The 13,834-nt window shown below is 69.1% G+C and carries 15 protein-coding genes and 1 pseudogene; 7 read left to right on the top strand and 9 right to left on the bottom strand.

The annotated features are described in order from the left end of the window. Positions 1-213: 213 nt before the first annotated feature. Together ACFO0C_RS18275 and ACFO0C_RS18270 are read right to left on the bottom strand one after the other, a co-directional pair. Positions 214-1,461 (bottom strand): annotated as a pseudogene (locus tag ACFO0C_RS18275) (YfjI family protein); the annotation flags it as partial. 42 nt (positions 1,462-1,503) lie between these two features. Then, complete coding sequence (locus tag ACFO0C_RS18270; protein WP_378067860.1) at positions 1,504-2,847, bottom strand: hypothetical protein; 1,344 nt, start codon at positions 2,845-2,847, stop codon at positions 1,504-1,506. Between the two features lie 163 nt (positions 2,848-3,010). Between ACFO0C_RS18270 and ACFO0C_RS18265 the strand changes: the two genes are divergently transcribed. After that, complete coding sequence (locus ACFO0C_RS18265; protein ID WP_378067859.1) at positions 3,011-3,154, top strand: hypothetical protein; 144 nt, start codon at positions 3,011-3,013, stop codon at positions 3,152-3,154. A 28-nt stretch (positions 3,155-3,182) separates the two neighbouring features. Here the strand turns inward: ACFO0C_RS18265 and soxR are convergent, their stop codons facing one another. Further along, entirely contained in the window at positions 3,183-3,626 is a 444-nt protein-coding gene (gene soxR / locus ACFO0C_RS18260; RefSeq protein ID WP_378067858.1) for a redox-sensitive transcriptional activator SoxR, read from the bottom strand. A gap of 46 nt (positions 3,627-3,672) precedes the next feature. Here soxR and ACFO0C_RS18255 point away from each other — a divergent pair, with 46 nt between their 5' ends. Beyond that, complete coding sequence (locus tag ACFO0C_RS18255) at positions 3,673-4,305, top strand: transketolase (protein WP_378067857.1); 633 nt, start codon at positions 3,673-3,675, stop codon at positions 4,303-4,305. Next, complete coding sequence (locus ACFO0C_RS18250; RefSeq protein ID WP_378067856.1) at positions 4,302-5,174, top strand: transketolase family protein; 873 nt, start codon at positions 4,302-4,304, stop codon at positions 5,172-5,174. Before ACFO0C_RS18255 ends, ACFO0C_RS18250 begins: the two co-directional genes overlap by 4 nt. On the opposite strand, the gene ACFO0C_RS18245 is transcribed toward ACFO0C_RS18250, so the two are convergent. Beyond that, the gene (locus ACFO0C_RS18245; protein WP_378067855.1) at positions 5,171-5,596 is read right to left on the bottom strand and encodes a hypothetical protein; all 426 of its coding nucleotides are present in this window, start codon (positions 5,594-5,596) and stop codon (positions 5,171-5,173) included. The two genes, ACFO0C_RS18250 and ACFO0C_RS18245, sit on opposite strands and share 4 nt — an antisense overlap. A 113-nt stretch (positions 5,597-5,709) precedes the next feature. Between ACFO0C_RS18245 and ACFO0C_RS18240 the strand changes: the two genes are divergently transcribed. Further along, the gene (locus tag ACFO0C_RS18240) at positions 5,710-6,105 is read left to right on the top strand and encodes a PH domain-containing protein (protein WP_378067854.1); all 396 of its coding nucleotides are present in this window, start codon (positions 5,710-5,712) and stop codon (positions 6,103-6,105) included. Here ACFO0C_RS18240 and ACFO0C_RS18235 read toward each other — a convergent pair. Both ACFO0C_RS18235 and ACFO0C_RS18230 read right to left on the bottom strand, forming a co-directional pair. Further along, on the bottom strand, positions 6,098-7,000 hold the full coding sequence (locus ACFO0C_RS18235) for a rhomboid family intramembrane serine protease (protein ID WP_378067853.1): 903 nt from the start codon (positions 6,998-7,000) through the stop codon (positions 6,098-6,100). The genes ACFO0C_RS18240 and ACFO0C_RS18235 overlap by 8 nt on opposite strands. Positions 7,001-7,022: 22 nt before the next feature. After that, entirely contained in the window at positions 7,023-7,547 is a 525-nt protein-coding gene (locus ACFO0C_RS18230; protein ID WP_378067852.1) for a peptidylprolyl isomerase, read from the bottom strand. A 167-nt stretch (positions 7,548-7,714) separates the two neighbouring features. Between ACFO0C_RS18230 and ACFO0C_RS18225 the strand changes: the two genes are divergently transcribed. Beyond that, on the top strand, positions 7,715-8,254 hold the full coding sequence (locus tag ACFO0C_RS18225) for a hypothetical protein (protein ID WP_378067851.1): 540 nt from the start codon (positions 7,715-7,717) through the stop codon (positions 8,252-8,254). Positions 8,255-8,261: 7 nt separating this feature from the next. Here the strand turns inward: ACFO0C_RS18225 and eccB are convergent, their stop codons facing one another. From eccB to ACFO0C_RS18210, 3 genes are all read right to left on the bottom strand, one after another. Beyond that, a complete protein-coding gene (gene eccB / locus ACFO0C_RS18220; RefSeq protein ID WP_378067850.1) occupies positions 8,262-9,578 on the bottom strand; it encodes a type VII secretion protein EccB in 1,317 nt (438 codons plus the stop codon). 38 nt (positions 9,579-9,616) lie between these two features. Next, on the bottom strand, positions 9,617-10,732 hold the full coding sequence (locus tag ACFO0C_RS18215; protein ID WP_378067849.1) for a magnesium and cobalt transport protein CorA: 1,116 nt from the start codon (positions 10,730-10,732) through the stop codon (positions 9,617-9,619). An 82-nt stretch (positions 10,733-10,814) separates the two neighbouring features. Beyond that, positions 10,815-11,909 (bottom strand): aminotransferase-like domain-containing protein, encoded by a 1,095-nt coding sequence (locus ACFO0C_RS18210; RefSeq protein ID WP_378067848.1) that lies wholly within the window; start codon positions 11,907-11,909, stop codon positions 10,815-10,817. A gap of 122 nt (positions 11,910-12,031) precedes the next feature. Here ACFO0C_RS18210 and ACFO0C_RS18205 point away from each other — a divergent pair, with 122 nt between their 5' ends. Further along, positions 12,032-12,763 carry a phosphocholine cytidylyltransferase family protein gene (locus ACFO0C_RS18205; RefSeq protein ID WP_378067847.1) on the top strand — a complete coding sequence of 244 codons (732 nt, stop codon included), beginning with the start codon at positions 12,032-12,034 and terminating at the stop codon, positions 12,761-12,763. Next, entirely contained in the window at positions 12,751-13,812 is a 1,062-nt protein-coding gene (locus tag ACFO0C_RS18200; RefSeq protein ID WP_378067846.1) for an iron-containing alcohol dehydrogenase family protein, read from the top strand. The genes ACFO0C_RS18205 and ACFO0C_RS18200 overlap by 13 nt, the downstream gene beginning before the upstream one ends. Positions 13,813-13,834: the final 22 nt, after the last annotated feature.

The raw sequence follows: 13,834 nt of genomic DNA, 5'->3' as shown, positions 1-13,834 counted from the left end.
AACACAAAAGCTTCTAAAGCGGCCTGAGAGCCACGTTGAGCCGAGATCTACGCGTCCAGGCATTGAGGGATGCGCCGATGCCGCTGTCCGGCTCTCGCGGTCGCGTGTCGGCCGTGGGCGGTGCGGGCCAAGGTGCCGTGCCAGAACTGCCACAACTGCCAGAACCTCTCGGCGGTGGGGGTTGTGGCGGTTGTGGCAGTTCTGGCAGAGGGGTTACGAGGCCCGGCGCGCGGTGAGCGGATGCACGGTCGCGGCCGGTCGGTGAACCTCGGGATTGACCAGGAAGCTCGGCGACGGCGGCCGGCCCCCGGCCCGCTTCGGGGCGGGCGGGTCGAGGGACCGGACGTAGCCGTGAGCTTCAAGCACCGACAGCGGGGCGTCGAAGTCACCAGCCGCAGGGAGCTGTGACGACTTGAGCGCGCGGAACACCTCGCGTTTGGTGAACGCCCGGGTGTCGGTGCGCTCGATCCACGCCAGGATCGTTCGGGCGTTGCGGGTGGCCCCGTCGGCACCCATGTCGTCGAACGCGCCCAGGGCGTGAGCGGCGTAATACTCGCCGATCAGGGCGGCCCGCCGGATGGTGTCGACGTCGACCGGCTTTCCCCACCGGTCGCGCAGGTGCTCGGCGAGGTGGATCAGTCCGGCGATCCGCACAACCACGCCGGTGTACTTCGACCCCCAATCCACAACGTGTGACCATGCACCGCCCGGGGCGAGCCGTGGCTCTACCTGCCGTTCGATGTTGAGAACGGCGTCGTTGGCGTCCGGGGTGAGAACCAGCACGGCCGGATCGGTCCATTCGGCGAGGGTGAGGACCAGGGCGTGAAGGTTGGCGTGATAGCGGGCGGCGGTCTCGGTGGGGATCGGGTCGGCCCCGATCTTGCGGAACCCGACCGTGTTCTCCGGCACGGAGAACAGGATCCGGGCCAGCAGGCCGAGTCCCCGGAAGCCGGGCATGCCCGCGATGTCGCGAAGGATCTCCGGTTGGACCGCGAGTCCCATCGTCAACGCGGGTTTGTCGACGTGGCCACCGTCGCGGGAGAGCCGGTCGACGCGCATCATGTCTCCGGCGTGTCCTTTGAGGAACACCTCCAGGTTCGGGGTACCGGAGTACCGGCCCGCGATGGTGGCGAAGATGCCGCCCTCCGGGGACAGGACGGCCAACCGGCCGCCCTGCTCGGCGAGGATCGATTGGGCCGTTTCGCTGGTGACGTCGTCGGCAACCAACTGCGGCTTCACCGGAACGGTGATCGCTTCGGCGTTCATCGCTGCGGCAGTCGCTTCGGCGATCAACGTGTCCCGGCCGGAAGGGTCGGCGTTGGCGGCGGCGAGAGCGGCCTTCTCAGACGCTTTGCCCGCGACCTTGGCGGAGAGTTCCGCCTCGATGATCGCGGGTGCGGTCCGCTCGATCAGCGCCTTCTCGGCGACCAGGATCGGGCCGACCATGGCAGCGAACACGGAAACGGGCCACCTCTCTCGACAGGGAGGTGGCCCGTTCGTTGATCAGGGGCGACCGGTCACCGTGATGGTGGCGGTGTTGTTGTCACGGTTGCGGTCCGGACCCGGGACACCCCAGTAGTCGGCCGTCGTGACCGTGACCGAGCCGGTCGACGTCCCCGCGGTGTCGATGCTGAGCTGGAACAGCGCGGTCGACTTCTGGCCGGCCTCCAGGTCCCCGAACTGGCAGTGATACGCCCCGTTCGACGGGCGGCACAGCTGATCATCGTAGGACACGACAGTCGCCCCGGACGGGATCGCCACCTCCACCGACGGGTAGCTGACGAGGACGTCCATACGCGCCGTGTCGATGCGGGCCGGGCCCCGGTTGCGCAGACCGACCCGCACGTCGACGACCTTGCCGACCCGGCCGCGCGCCGACGCTCCAACTGCGGCCTCATCCGGCAGGTTCTCACCGGTGACGTCGACGTTGACGGTGGTGTAGTCGTCGGACCACTCGGGATCGGTCTGAGCGCCGCCGGCCAGCCTCGCCGTCGCGGGTTTCTCGACCAGTCGCAGCGGGCCGCCCGTGCCGGCGATGTACTCCGGGTTTCGGACCTTGAACTCCTCCACCCATTTCACGGCGTCGGTCGCGGTCTGGTACTGAGACCCGCTCGTGGTCCGCATCGGCGCTGGGGCGCTCGGAAGGATCTTCAGCGGCACACCCTCGGAGGGGACGTACGTCTTGCCGGGCTCCAGCACGTCATCGATGGTGCAGTAGAACTCGCCCGGCGCATACAGACAGTTGCTGAACCGGTGCTCGAACTCGACGTTCAGCGATCCGGCGCCCGCGTTGAACACCACGCCCTGGACCGGTTTGTCGCCGGTGTTGGTCACGCCCGGCGCGAACGTGGCGGTCGAGCCCGGCGCGCCGGAGGTGCCGACCTCGGGCTCGGCGGCGAGACCGACCAGGTCTGCCAGGGCCACGTCGAACGTGCCGGTCAGCTCGCCGACGGTGACCGTCACCGCGCCGGTGTCACCGGCCCGCGCGCCCTCGATCGGCCGCACGATGAGGTTGTCCAGCGGCTCGTAACCGTGGGCACGAACGGTCAGGGCCGGAAAATCGCAGGTCAAGGTCGGCCCTTCGGCGCCGCATCGGGGCCCGCCGGAGAGGACCGCCTTGCCGCGCAGGTCACCGACGTCGGCCGTCAGCGTCAGCGAAGGAAAGGTGACCGGCTCGTCGCCGGTGTTCACCAGGACGACTGTCGAGTTCTTGCCGGCGGTGCCGATGCCGGCGGTCACGTCGTAGAGCTCGAGCGAGAGCCCGTCAGCCACCGCGGCGTGGGCCGCCGTAGGCGCGAGCAGCAGTGATGTGAAAACGAGCGCAGTGATGCCAATGCGCTTTGACACGCGGATTCCTCCCCCGTAGATGAATCGACCGCCATCATATCGATCACGGCGCCGGGACTACGCGGACCCGGGATCCGCCCTGGCCCGGCGGCTGCGGGTGGTTCAGGACCTTGTCGCACGATGGCTCGACGAACGGCCCGAGCCGTCGCTCAGGGTCGTCAGCATGTGCGCCGGTCAGGGGCATGACGTGCTCGGCGTGCTGTCACGACGGGCCGACGCCGGGCGGGTCCGTGCGACGCTCATCGAGTCCGACGAGCGCAACGTGGCTGCGGCCCGGGCAGCCGCGCCGGACGGCCGCGGGAGCTGACGACCACCGGTCGGTTCTTCAGATTCGTCTAGGAGATCGTCGGGTTCAGGATGCGCTGCGGGCCGGTGCCGCCCGCGGCGAGACGGTCGCCCGGGTTGGCCAGCTTGCACCGCTGGAGGGAGAGGCAGCCGCACCCGATGCAGCCGCTGAGCTCGTCGCGGAGCCGTTCGAGAACGGTGATCCGCTCCTGCAGCCGGTAACGCCAGCGTGCGGAGAGCCGGGACCAGTCGGCCTTGGTCGGGGTGCGGTTCTCCGGCAGCGAGTCGAGGGCCTCGCGGACCTCGTCCAGGGACACCCCGACCTGCTGGGCGATCTTGATGAACGACACCCGGCGCAGCTCGGCCCGGTCGTACCGTCGCTGGTTGCCGCTGGTGCGTGACGCGTGAATGAGCCCCTCGCGCTCGTAGAAGCGCAGGGCCGACGGCGCGACGCCGCTGCGGGCGGAGAGTTCGCCGATGGTCAGCGTCTCCATGAGACTCCCTTGAGTTGAAGTGAACTTCAAGTTGCAGCCTAGACTCATGAAGCTGCTGAGCCGAGTCACCGCGGATGTCAAACACTCCCCCAGCGCCCACTCCACGCTGGATGTCCTGTGGGTTCTCTACGACCGAGTGTTACGTATCACTCCGGAGACGGCCGACGATCCGGGCCGTGACCGGTTCCTCCTCTCCAAGGGCCACGGGCCGGCCGCCTACTACGCGGTCCTCGCCGCAAAAGGCTTCTTCCCCGAGGAGTGGCTCGACGACATGGGCGGCTGGGACAGCCCGCTCGGCCACCACCCGGACCGGGTGCTGATCCCCGGTGTCGAGATCGGCACCGGATCACTCGGCCACGGACTGGGCCTGGCCGTCGGAACCGCGCTCGGCCTGCGGGCCCAGGGCTACCTCGACACCCGGACGTTCGTGCTGCTCGGCGACGCGGAACTGGACGAGGGATCGAACCACGAGGCGATCGCCTACGCGGCCGCGATCCGGCTGCCGCTCACCGCGATCGTCATCGACAACCGCAGCTCGACGCACGGCTGGCCGGGCGGAATCCCGGCACGGTTCCCGAACTGGGGTGTCTCCGTGGTGAACGGGCGTGACCGCGACGAGATCGAGCGGTCCCTGCGCATCGTCGAGGACCGGCCGCGTCTGGTGGTGGCGGCGCTGTGAGAGACACCTTCATCGCCACGACCACCGCCATCCTCGACGAGGACCCGCGGACCGCGCTGGTGCTCGCGGACATCTCGGCCGGCTCGTTCGACGGCGTGCAGCGGCGCCATCCGGACCGGGTCCTCAACGTGGGCATCCGCGAGCAGTTGATGGCCGGGGTGGGCGGCGGGCTGGCACTCACCGGGATGCGGCCGTTCCTGCACTCGTACGCGCCGTTCCTGATCGACCGGGCCTACGAGCAGATCAAGCTCGACTTCGCGCACCAGGACGTGGGTGCGGTGCTGGTCAGCATCGGTGCTTCGTACGACGCGGCGGCCGAGGGCTACACGCACCAGTCAACGGGCGACGTGGCTCTGCTGGACACCCTCGACGGCTGGACCGTGCACGTGCCGGGGCATCCGGAGGAGGTGGCGGCGATCCTGCGCGACGCGGCCCGGCACGACGACCGGGTCTACGTACGCCTCTCCACGCAGGAGAACAGCCGTTCCCACCCCGGAGCCGGCCTGCATGTACTGCGGCAGGGCGGCCCGCTGGTGGTGGCCGTCGGCCCGATGCTCGATCCGGTGCTGGAGGCGACCCGTGACCTGGACGTGACGGTGGCCTACACCGGCACGCCACGACCGCTGGACGCCGCCGGGCTGCGATCGGCCATGCGTACCGGTGAGATCGTGGTCGTCGAGCCCTACGCCAAGGGAACCTCGGCCCACCTGGTCAGCGAGACGCTGAGCGGGCTGCCGCACCGGTCACTGCATCTGGGCGTCGGGCGCGCCGAGGTGCGACGGTACGGCAGCCGGCACGACCATGCCCGCGCTCACGGCCTGGACCCGGCCGGGCTGCGCCGCTCGATCGAGGCGTTCCTGCGAGGTTAGACGCAGACCGGCTTCGCGGTGAACGCCTCACGCAGCAGCGACTCGGCCCGCCACACGGTGTCCGAGTCGCCCAGCCGCATCCGGAACCGTTCGCGCACCCCGTCGATCGCGGTGACCGACAGCTCGATACCCGGCCGGGACAGATCGAGGCACCAGGTCACGTTGCTCAGGTGGCGCAGGTTCGCGTTGAGGTGCAGGCGCAGCCGGTGCAGCGGCCGGGTGTCCTGGGTGACGACCAGCCGGCGGGCGGTCATCAGCAGGAGCCAGTCACCGGAGAGCGGGGCGCCGGGCCGCACGCAACGCGCCACCAAGAGAGCGGGTTCGTCGGCGTCGACGCAGCTCCGGAAGATCGGCAGATGCCGGTTCGCCGCCGGCAAGGCCGCGGCTGCCTCAGCCGCGGGGTGGAACGTACTCAAGAACACGTCCATGCAGTGTTAACGGAGTATGAATCGAGGAAGAGGCGGGCGTCGCCGCTGAATATCGGATTACAGCGGCGCCGCGAAAGTCGTCGGTGCCATTCTGCGATAGTGATGCGATGCAATGGCGAGTGAAACCGGCGCTTCCGGTCGCGAAGCTGATCGGGGCGGCCGCGCTGCCCGCCCTGGTCGCCGTCTTCGCCCGCGACGACCTGGCCCGCTGGCTGCTCGCGGGAGCCGTCGCGACCGGCATCATCGTCTGGGCGGCGCGCGATCTGCTCCATCCGGTCCGCCTCGCGGCGGACGACGCGGGCATCACCGTGCTCACCGGGTTCGGGCGGCGGCGGCATGTTCCATGGGATCAAATCGAGGCGGTACGGGTGGAGCGCGCCCGCCGCAGCGACGTTTTGGAGATCGACACCGGCGAAGCCATATACGTCCTGAGTGAGCCGCAATTGAACGCCGACCCGCACGAGGTCGCGATGACGCTGGCCGATCTGCGCCCGGTCAGTTGAGCAGCGCCGACGTCCGCATCCAGGCCGCCACCAGGATCATCACGAGAAGCACGGCACAGCCGACGAGTTGCTTGACCGACCGGTGTGGCAGTTTCGGGTAGACCAGGGCCGCGGTCGCCAGACCACCGGTGACGAGACCACCGAGGTGACCGGCGATCGAGATGCCCGGCACGGTGAACGTGAAGATCACATTCATGATCAGGGTCGACATCATCGGCCCGGAGTCGCGCACCAGCCGCCGGTTCACCACGATGACGGCGATGATCAGGCCGAATGTGGCAGTGGAGGCGCCGGCGGACATCTGGTTGCCGGGCTGGAAGACGTAGGCCGCCACGTTGCCGCCGAGACCGGCGAGCAGGTAGAGCGCGGCGAACCGGAGCGGGCCCAGCTGGACCTCGAGATAACGGCCGACCTGCGCGACGAGCATCATGTTGAGCAGCAGGTGCACCACGCCGTAGTGCACGAACATCGCGGTGAACAACCGGTACCACTCGCCGGCCGCGACGCCGTGGATCGCCTCGTCATACCAGGCGTAACCGAGAACGGCACCCCACTCGGTCAACGGGGTGCTGCTGCCGAACAGGTTCCAGGTGCCGCCGCCGACGATGGCGCGCGGACCACCCAGGATCGCCGACACGATCATCACCAACGAGTTGATCACGATGATCGAGGTGGTGACGTAGCCGAGCTGACCGGCGCGGCTACCGCCGAAGGCGGTGCGCGCCGGTCGCTGGCTGCGACGGCCCTCCTTGACGCACTCGGGACAGTGATGGCCCACGACCGCGTCATTCATGCAACTGGTGCAGATCGGACGATCACACCGGCTGCACCGGAGCAGAGTCTCGCGTGACGGATGCCGATAGCACGCCGGAGCCGTCGACGGAGCCTCACTCATGGCACCAAAGGTACCCCGAGGCTCAGGAGCGCTCGATCACCACTCGCTCGATGACGACGTCCTCGCGGGGACGGTCGCCCGGGCCGGTCGGGGTGTTGGCGATCGAGTCGACGACCTTCGCCGACTGGTCGTCCGCGACCTGACCGAAGATGGTGTGCCGACGGTTCAGGTGCGGGGTCGGCGCGACCGTGATGAAGAACTGCGAGCCGTTGGTGCCCGGGCCGGCGTTGGCCATGGCCAGCAGGTAGGGCCGGTCGAAGAAGAGCTCCGGGTGGAACTCGTCGCCGAACTGGTAGCCCGGGCCGCCGCGGCCGGTGCCGGTCGGGTCGCCCAGCTGGATCATGAAGCCGGCGATGACCCGGTGCGAGATGGTGCCGTCGTAGTACGGCCCGCTGCCCGGCTGGTTGGTCCGGGGGTCCTTGTAGTCCTTCGTGCCCTCGGCGAGCTCGACGAAGTTGCGCACGGTCGCCGGAGCGTGGTCCGGGAAGAGCTGCAGGCGGATCACACCGTGATTGGTGTGCAGGGTGGCGTAAAGGTTCTCGGCCACGGGTACTCCCGTCATCGTGATGGGCTGTTCTCGTGCAATTCGGATCCTCCCCCATGTCGGGGATCCGGCCGCGCGGGGGTACCCGAGAAGGCAACATGGCTGGGAGAAACCACAGGAGGTGGGCACTGGTGTTCGCAACGATTCGCCGACGGAGCCGGAAAGCGCGGATGCGCAATGAGCTCGGGCAGAGCGTCGACCACTTCAAGCGCGCGGCCTCGATCGCGGCAACCGAGACCAGCGCGACCGTCGCACCCAAGATCAATGCCGCACGGGATCGGGTCCAACCGGCCGCCAGCGCGGCACGGGACGCCGCTTCGCAGAGCTGGGACAGTGCGCTCGCCGCACTGACCGCCGCGTCGGAGAACGTCCGGCAGGCCGGCAAGACGACCCGCAAGGCGACGCGCAAGGAGCTGAAGGCCGAGCGCAAGCAGGCCCAGAAGCTCCAGAAGAAGGCGGCGAAGGCGATGGGCCGCAAGAAGAGCCGGGCCGGCCGCCTCGCCGGCTGGGCGCTGATCGGCACCGCCATCGGTGTCGGCGCCGCGTATGTCGCCCGTCGCCGCCGTGAGGCGCAGTGGGACGAGTACGAGCCGGCGTCCCGTTCCGGCGCCGACGACGCCGCGTTCGAGCCGATGGAGCCGACCGCCTACACCGGTAGCGCGAACGGCACCGCCACCGAGCAGAGCAAGAACAAGCAGGAACCCCGGTAAGTGGCGACTACCGCCGGCCGGCCCGCACCGGATCCAGGGCCGGCCCGGCGGGTAGGTACGCGACCAGCTGCGCCGGGATCCGGGCGGGACGGACACTCCCGTACCCGAACCGGCTCAGCAGGTCACGGCTCGCCAACGGGTGGTACAGACCCGCGTCGGTGATCAGGCTGACCGTGCCGCTGCCCTCCGGGGCGTCCGGTGAGGCGGTCGCCTCCACCAGGGCGCCCTTGCCGCGGGCCACATGCACCAGGTCGACCCGGGCCTTGCCGGCCGGGGCGGTGCCGGCCGGGATCGTGGCGTTCACCGTGATCGTGTCACCCGGCATGGTGACGCAGGCGCTCGCCGGCGCCTGGGCCAGCGTGGGGACCGTGGCGGGCAGGCCCTCGGCCGCACCGCCCAGCTGCACGTCCGACGGCGGCAACTTGACGAACACCTCGGCACCCACCTTGATCGGCGTGGTTGCCAGCAGTCTCGCCTGCATCTCGGTGAGCGCGGCGATGCCGTCGGCCAGCACCACGGCGAACGTCTTCCCGTCACCGGTCAGCACCTGACCGACCTTGCGGCCGGCGATCACCGAGCTCTTCCGCCCGGCCGGGATCACCGGCGCGGCCAGATCCGGACCGGCCGGCACCGCGTCGGCCCAGGCGGTCGAGACGAGCCAGGGACGTGTGCCGTACCACCCGAGGGCACGCTCGATCGCGTCGACGCGGGCGGCGGGTAGCAGGTGCCGCTTACCCGCGATGACCAGATGGGTACGCCCGGACGCGTCCCGCACCAGCAGTCCACCGGCCTGCGCGCTGCCGCCGGACATCGCGGTACCGACCACCAGCGTGCTGCGCGGCCGTCCAGCGACCGTGTCGGTGCACACCGACCAGGCCCCGCCGAGCAGGTTCACCGCGGCCGGCAGCGCGTCCGGCGCGTCCGGGATGCCGAGCGTCGCGCCGAGCGGGATCCTGGCCAGCTTGTCGGCCGGCACCGTCTTCAGCGACGGCGTGTCCCCGTCGATCAGCAGCAGGCCGGACGTGTAGTTCAGCACCGGGTGCAGCTTGCCGTCGGACTTCAGGTAGACGTACCGCGCTCCGCTGTTCTTCTCGACCAGCACCGCTGTCGTGTCGTTCGCCTCGGCCATGCTGTGACCGGTGAAGAGCCCGTAGACCGCGAAGCCACCGACCGTCAGCGCGGCGACGAGCAGGCCGACGAGCGCGGTGACGCCGGCCCGGCGCAGCGGTGACCGGTGTGGATCCGGGTCGTGCGAGACCAGCGCCGCGACCACACGCTGCACCGAGTACTGATACGAGTGCAGCTCATCCTGACGCGACGGCACCACGGCACTCTAGCGGCCGTTCTCGATCCCGTGGGGGGTCACAACCACCCGTTGCGGCGCAACGCACGGTAGAGCACGACCGTGACCAGCGACAACAGCGCGATCAAGGCCGGGTATCCGTACTTCCAGTCGGTTTCCGGCATGTAGTCGAAGTTCATGCCGTAGACGCCGGCGAACGCGGTCCACACGGTGGCGATGGCGGCCCAGGACGCGATCTTGCGCATGTCGTTGTTCTGGTCGACGGTCACCTGCGCCAGCCGGGCCTGCAGGATCGAGTTGAGCAGGTCGTCGTAGGAGGAGACCTGCTCGACCGTACGCGTCAGGTGGTCCTGCACGTCCCGGAAGTACCGCCGGATCTCCTTGGGCACCACGCCCTGGCTCGACGTGATCGACGCGAGTGGCCGCTGCAGCGGGACGACCGCCCGGCGGAACTCCACGAGCTCTCGTTTGAGCTGGTAGACCTGCTGTATCGGGGCGATGCGGTCCCGGGAGAACACGCCCTCCTCGATGAGGTCGAGGTCGGCCTCGAAATCGTCGGCCACCTCGAGATAGTGGTCGACCACCCGGTCGGTCACCGCGTAGGCGACCGCCCACGGACCCTGCTGCAGCAGCGCGGCCCGCTGTTTCTCCAGGTCGGCGCGGACCGGGGCCATCTCGGAGGCGTCACCGTGCCGGACCGTGATGACGAACCGCTCACCGATGAAGATCATCATCTGACCGGTCTCGACCACCTGTGAGCTCTCGGTCAGCTCCTGGTGCGGTACGTACCGTGCCGTGCGCAGCACCAGGAAGTGCACGTCACCGAACTGCTCCAGTTTGGGGCGCTGCTCGGCCTTGACCGCGTCCTCCACGGCCAGCTCGTGCAGACCGTAGACCTGGGCGATCGCCTTCATCTCCAGCTCCGCCGGCTCGTGCAGGCCCAGCCAGACGAAGGCGCCGTCCTGCCGGCCGGCCTCGGCGAGCGCCTGATCCGGGCTGAACTCGCCGGGCAGGCGCTTGCCGTCGAGGTAGACGCCACAGTCCACCACCGAGGACGGGGTCTGGCCGTCGAAACTGACCTGGCCCGGATTGTCACCGTTGTTGAGCAGGCCCCGCATCCGGTCGGCCCACATCTTGCCCAGGGGCCGGCCACGAGTCCACGAACGCTCCGTCATGCTCGACCTCCCCCGGTGCGACGACAAACCAGCCGAGGGTACCCGCGCCGGGCGAACATGAGTCCACCCGGCGCGGAACACGTCAGCCCCGTACCTCTTCGATCGCCTCGGCCAGCCGCCGCACACCCTCGTCGATCTGGTCGACGGTGACCGCGGAGTAGGCGAGGCGCAGCGAGCTGTTGCCGCCCTCCAGCAGGAAGTCGCTGCCCTTGACGACCGCGACCCCCTTCTTCATCGCGGCCGGGAACAGCTTGTCGACGTCGACGTCCGACGGCAGGTCGACCCAGAGGAAGTAGCCACCGTCCGGCTCGGTGAAGGTGGCGCCGGGGATGTGCTTGCGGATCGACTCGGCCAGCACCCGAGCCCGTTCGCCCAGCGCGGCACTGACCGTCTGGACCGACTTCTCGATGTCGCCGGACACACAGAACTGGTGCACGATCGCCTCGGACACCATGCCCGGAGAGATGTAGAGGTTCGTCGCCTTCTTCGCGATCGCGTCGATCAACGCGGCCGGGCCGACCAGGTAACCGACACGCACGCCCGGGCAGACCGTCTTGGTGAAGCTGGAGGCGTGCACGACCAGGCTGTTGGTGTCCAGCGACAGCATCGACGGCAGCGCGTCGCCACGGAACCGGATGTCGACATACGGGTCGTCCTCGAAGATGACGAACTCGTACTGCTCGGCCAGGGCCAGCAGCGCGCGCCGCTTCTCGTCGGAGAGCGTCACACCCGCCGGGTTCTGGTAGTTCGGAATGATGTGCGCCAGCTTCGGCCGCACCCCGGACTCGAGCAGCGCCCGCAGCTCGTCGGTGTCGATGCCGTCCGGCTGCACGGTGACCTGGTGCACCTTGGCACCGAGGTTCTGCAGGTTGAGCAGCGTCCGGTCGTAGGTCGGCTTCTCCACGACCACGTCGTCACCGGGCTTGACCAGGTGCCCGAACAGGAACGCGTCGGCCTGGAGCGAACCGTTGGTCACGATGACCTGGTCGGGGGAGACATTGTGCTTGTCGGCGATCCACTTCCGCAGCGGGAGGTATCCGACGGAGGTGCCATACGCGGTGACCCCGGCGGGATCGGCGTCGAAGGCGCGCGTGGCGGCGGCCTTGAGGCCCTCGACGTCGACGATGTCCAGCGACGGAGCGCCACGGGCAAAGGAGATCAGCTGCTCAGCGGTCATACCCGACAGCTTAGAAGCCGGGTCTATACCATTTTCTGTGTGCCCCTTGCGAGTCCTACGGATGGGACACATGCCGTTATCCTCGCTGGGCACCCCTCATCGCGTTGGAAGGAACCACCCCCATGATCGGTTTGGTACTCGCCGCCGGCGCCGGCCGCAGGCTGCGCCCGTACACGGACACGCTCCCGAAGGCGCTGGTCCCCGTGGACGGGGAAACCACGATCATGGACATCTCGCTCCGCAACCTCGCGGCCGCGGGCCTGTCCGAGGTGACCATCGTCGTCGGCTACTGCGCCGGCGCGGTGGAGGAGCGCGTCGAGGGCTTCGAGCAGAAGTACGGCGTGAAGATCTCCCTGGTTCACAACGACAAGGCCGAGGAGTGGAACAACGCCTACAGCCTGTGGCTGGCCCGGGACCACTTCGCCCAGGGCGCACTCATGGTGAACGGCGACACCGTCCACCCGGTCAGCGTCGAGCACACCCTGCTCGCCAAGCGCGGGCCGAGCATCCTCCTCGCTGTCGACACAGTGAAGAAGCTTGCTGACGAGGAGATGAAGACCGTCTTCAATGAAGATGGCCAGCTCACCAAAATCACGAAGCTGATGGACCCGGCCGAGGCCTACGGCGAGTACATCGGCGCCAACATCATCGAGGCGTCCGCGGCCGGCAAGCTGGCCGACGCGCTCAAGGCGACCTTCGAGAAGGACCCGAACCAGTTCTACGAGGACGGCTTCCAGCTCTACGCCGACCGTGGCAACGAGGTGCGGGCCGCGGAGATCGGCGAGGTCTCCTGGGTCGAGGTCGACAACCACGAGGACCTGGCGAAGGCTCGGGACATCGCATGCCGCTACTAGCCCGTAGCGTCCAGACCCCGCTGCACATCGAGGTGCGGCGGGGCGCGGTCGCCGACCTCGGCAAGATCCTCGCGGACGGGCGCATCTCGTCCGGCGGCGAGGTCGCCGTGGTGGTCGGGCCGGGCCTCGGCGAGAAGGTCGTCGACCTGCTCCGCCCCTCGCTGAACTCGGCGGAGATCTACGTCACCGGCGGCGGCACTCTCGACGCCGCCCTGGAGCTCTCCAACAAGCTGCGCTCCGGCCACTTCGACGCGGTCGTCGGCATCGGCGGCGGCAAGACCGTCGACACCGCGAAATACGCGGCGAGCCGCTGGGGCCTGCCGATGGTCTCGGTCGCGACGAGCCTCGCCAACGACGGCATCGCCTCCCCGGTTGCCAGCCTGGTCAACGACGGCATCAAGGGGTCGTACGGGGTGCACATCCCGTTCGGCGTCATCGTCGATCTGGACTTCGTCGAACACGGACCGGAACTGGTCAACCGGGCCGGCATCGGCGACGTGATCAGCAACATCAGCGCCCTCGCCGACTGGGAGCTGGCTCGTCAGGTCCGCGGCGAACCGGTCGACGGCCTGGCCGCCTCGCTGGCCCGGATGGGTGCCGAGGCGGTCCTGACGATGCCCGGCGACATGTCCGACGACGCGTTCGTCACGGTGCTCGCCGAGGCTCTGATCTCCAGCGGCCTGGCGATGGCGGTGTGCGGCAGCAGCCGGCCGTCCAGCGGCGGCTGCCACGAGATCATGCACGCCATCGACTCGCTCTACCCCGACACCGCCTCACACGGCGAACTGGCCGGCATGGGCGCGCTGTTCTGCACGTTCCTGCGGGGCGACGAGCGCCGGCTCAAGCAGATGTCCGACTGCCTGGCCCGGCACCAGCTGCCGCGTACGCCGTCCGACGTCGGCCTCGACGCCGACCAGTTCGCGCGGGTCATCGAGTTCGCGCCGCGGACCCGCCCGGACCGGTACACCATCCTCGAGCACCTCGCCCTGACGCCGGAGGAGACCCGGCAGAAGCTGGCCGAATACAACGATGTCATCGCGACCCTCTGACCACGGCACCGGGCGCCCCCCC

This window comes from Actinoplanes subglobosus, assembly GCF_042650585.1.
In the GTDB taxonomy this organism is placed as follows: domain Bacteria; phylum Actinomycetota; class Actinomycetes; order Mycobacteriales; family Micromonosporaceae; genus Actinoplanes; species Actinoplanes subglobosus.
The sequence above is the reverse complement of the archived record's forward strand: the minus strand, read 5'-3'. Positions and strand labels throughout refer to the sequence as shown.

Bases quoted from the DNA above. Each gene is read 5' to 3' on its own strand.
- ACFO0C_RS18265 (WP_378067859.1), top strand. From the start codon at position 3,011: ATGTGCGCCGGTCAGGGGCATGACGTGCTCGGCGTGCTGTCACGACGG.
- soxR (WP_378067858.1), bottom strand. From the start codon at position 3,626: ATGGAGACGCTGACCATCGGCGAACTCTCCGCCCGCAGCGGCGTCGCG.
- ACFO0C_RS18255 (WP_378067857.1), top strand. From the start codon at position 3,673: ATGAAGCTGCTGAGCCGAGTCACCGCGGATGTCAAACACTCCCCCAGC.
- ACFO0C_RS18240 (WP_378067854.1), top strand. From the start codon at position 5,710: ATGCAATGGCGAGTGAAACCGGCGCTTCCGGTCGCGAAGCTGATCGGG.
- ACFO0C_RS18235 (WP_378067853.1), bottom strand. From the start codon at position 7,000: ATGAGTGAGGCTCCGTCGACGGCTCCGGCGTGCTATCGGCATCCGTCA.
- ACFO0C_RS18225 (WP_378067851.1), top strand. From the start codon at position 7,715: ATGCGCAATGAGCTCGGGCAGAGCGTCGACCACTTCAAGCGCGCGGCC.
- ACFO0C_RS18215 (WP_378067849.1), bottom strand. From the start codon at position 10,732: ATGACGGAGCGTTCGTGGACTCGTGGCCGGCCCCTGGGCAAGATGTGG.
- ACFO0C_RS18210 (WP_378067848.1), bottom strand. From the start codon at position 11,909: ATGACCGCTGAGCAGCTGATCTCCTTTGCCCGTGGCGCTCCGTCGCTG.
- ACFO0C_RS18205 (WP_378067847.1), top strand. From the start codon at position 12,032: ATGATCGGTTTGGTACTCGCCGCCGGCGCCGGCCGCAGGCTGCGCCCG.
- ACFO0C_RS18200 (WP_378067846.1), top strand. From the start codon at position 12,751: ATGCCGCTACTAGCCCGTAGCGTCCAGACCCCGCTGCACATCGAGGTG.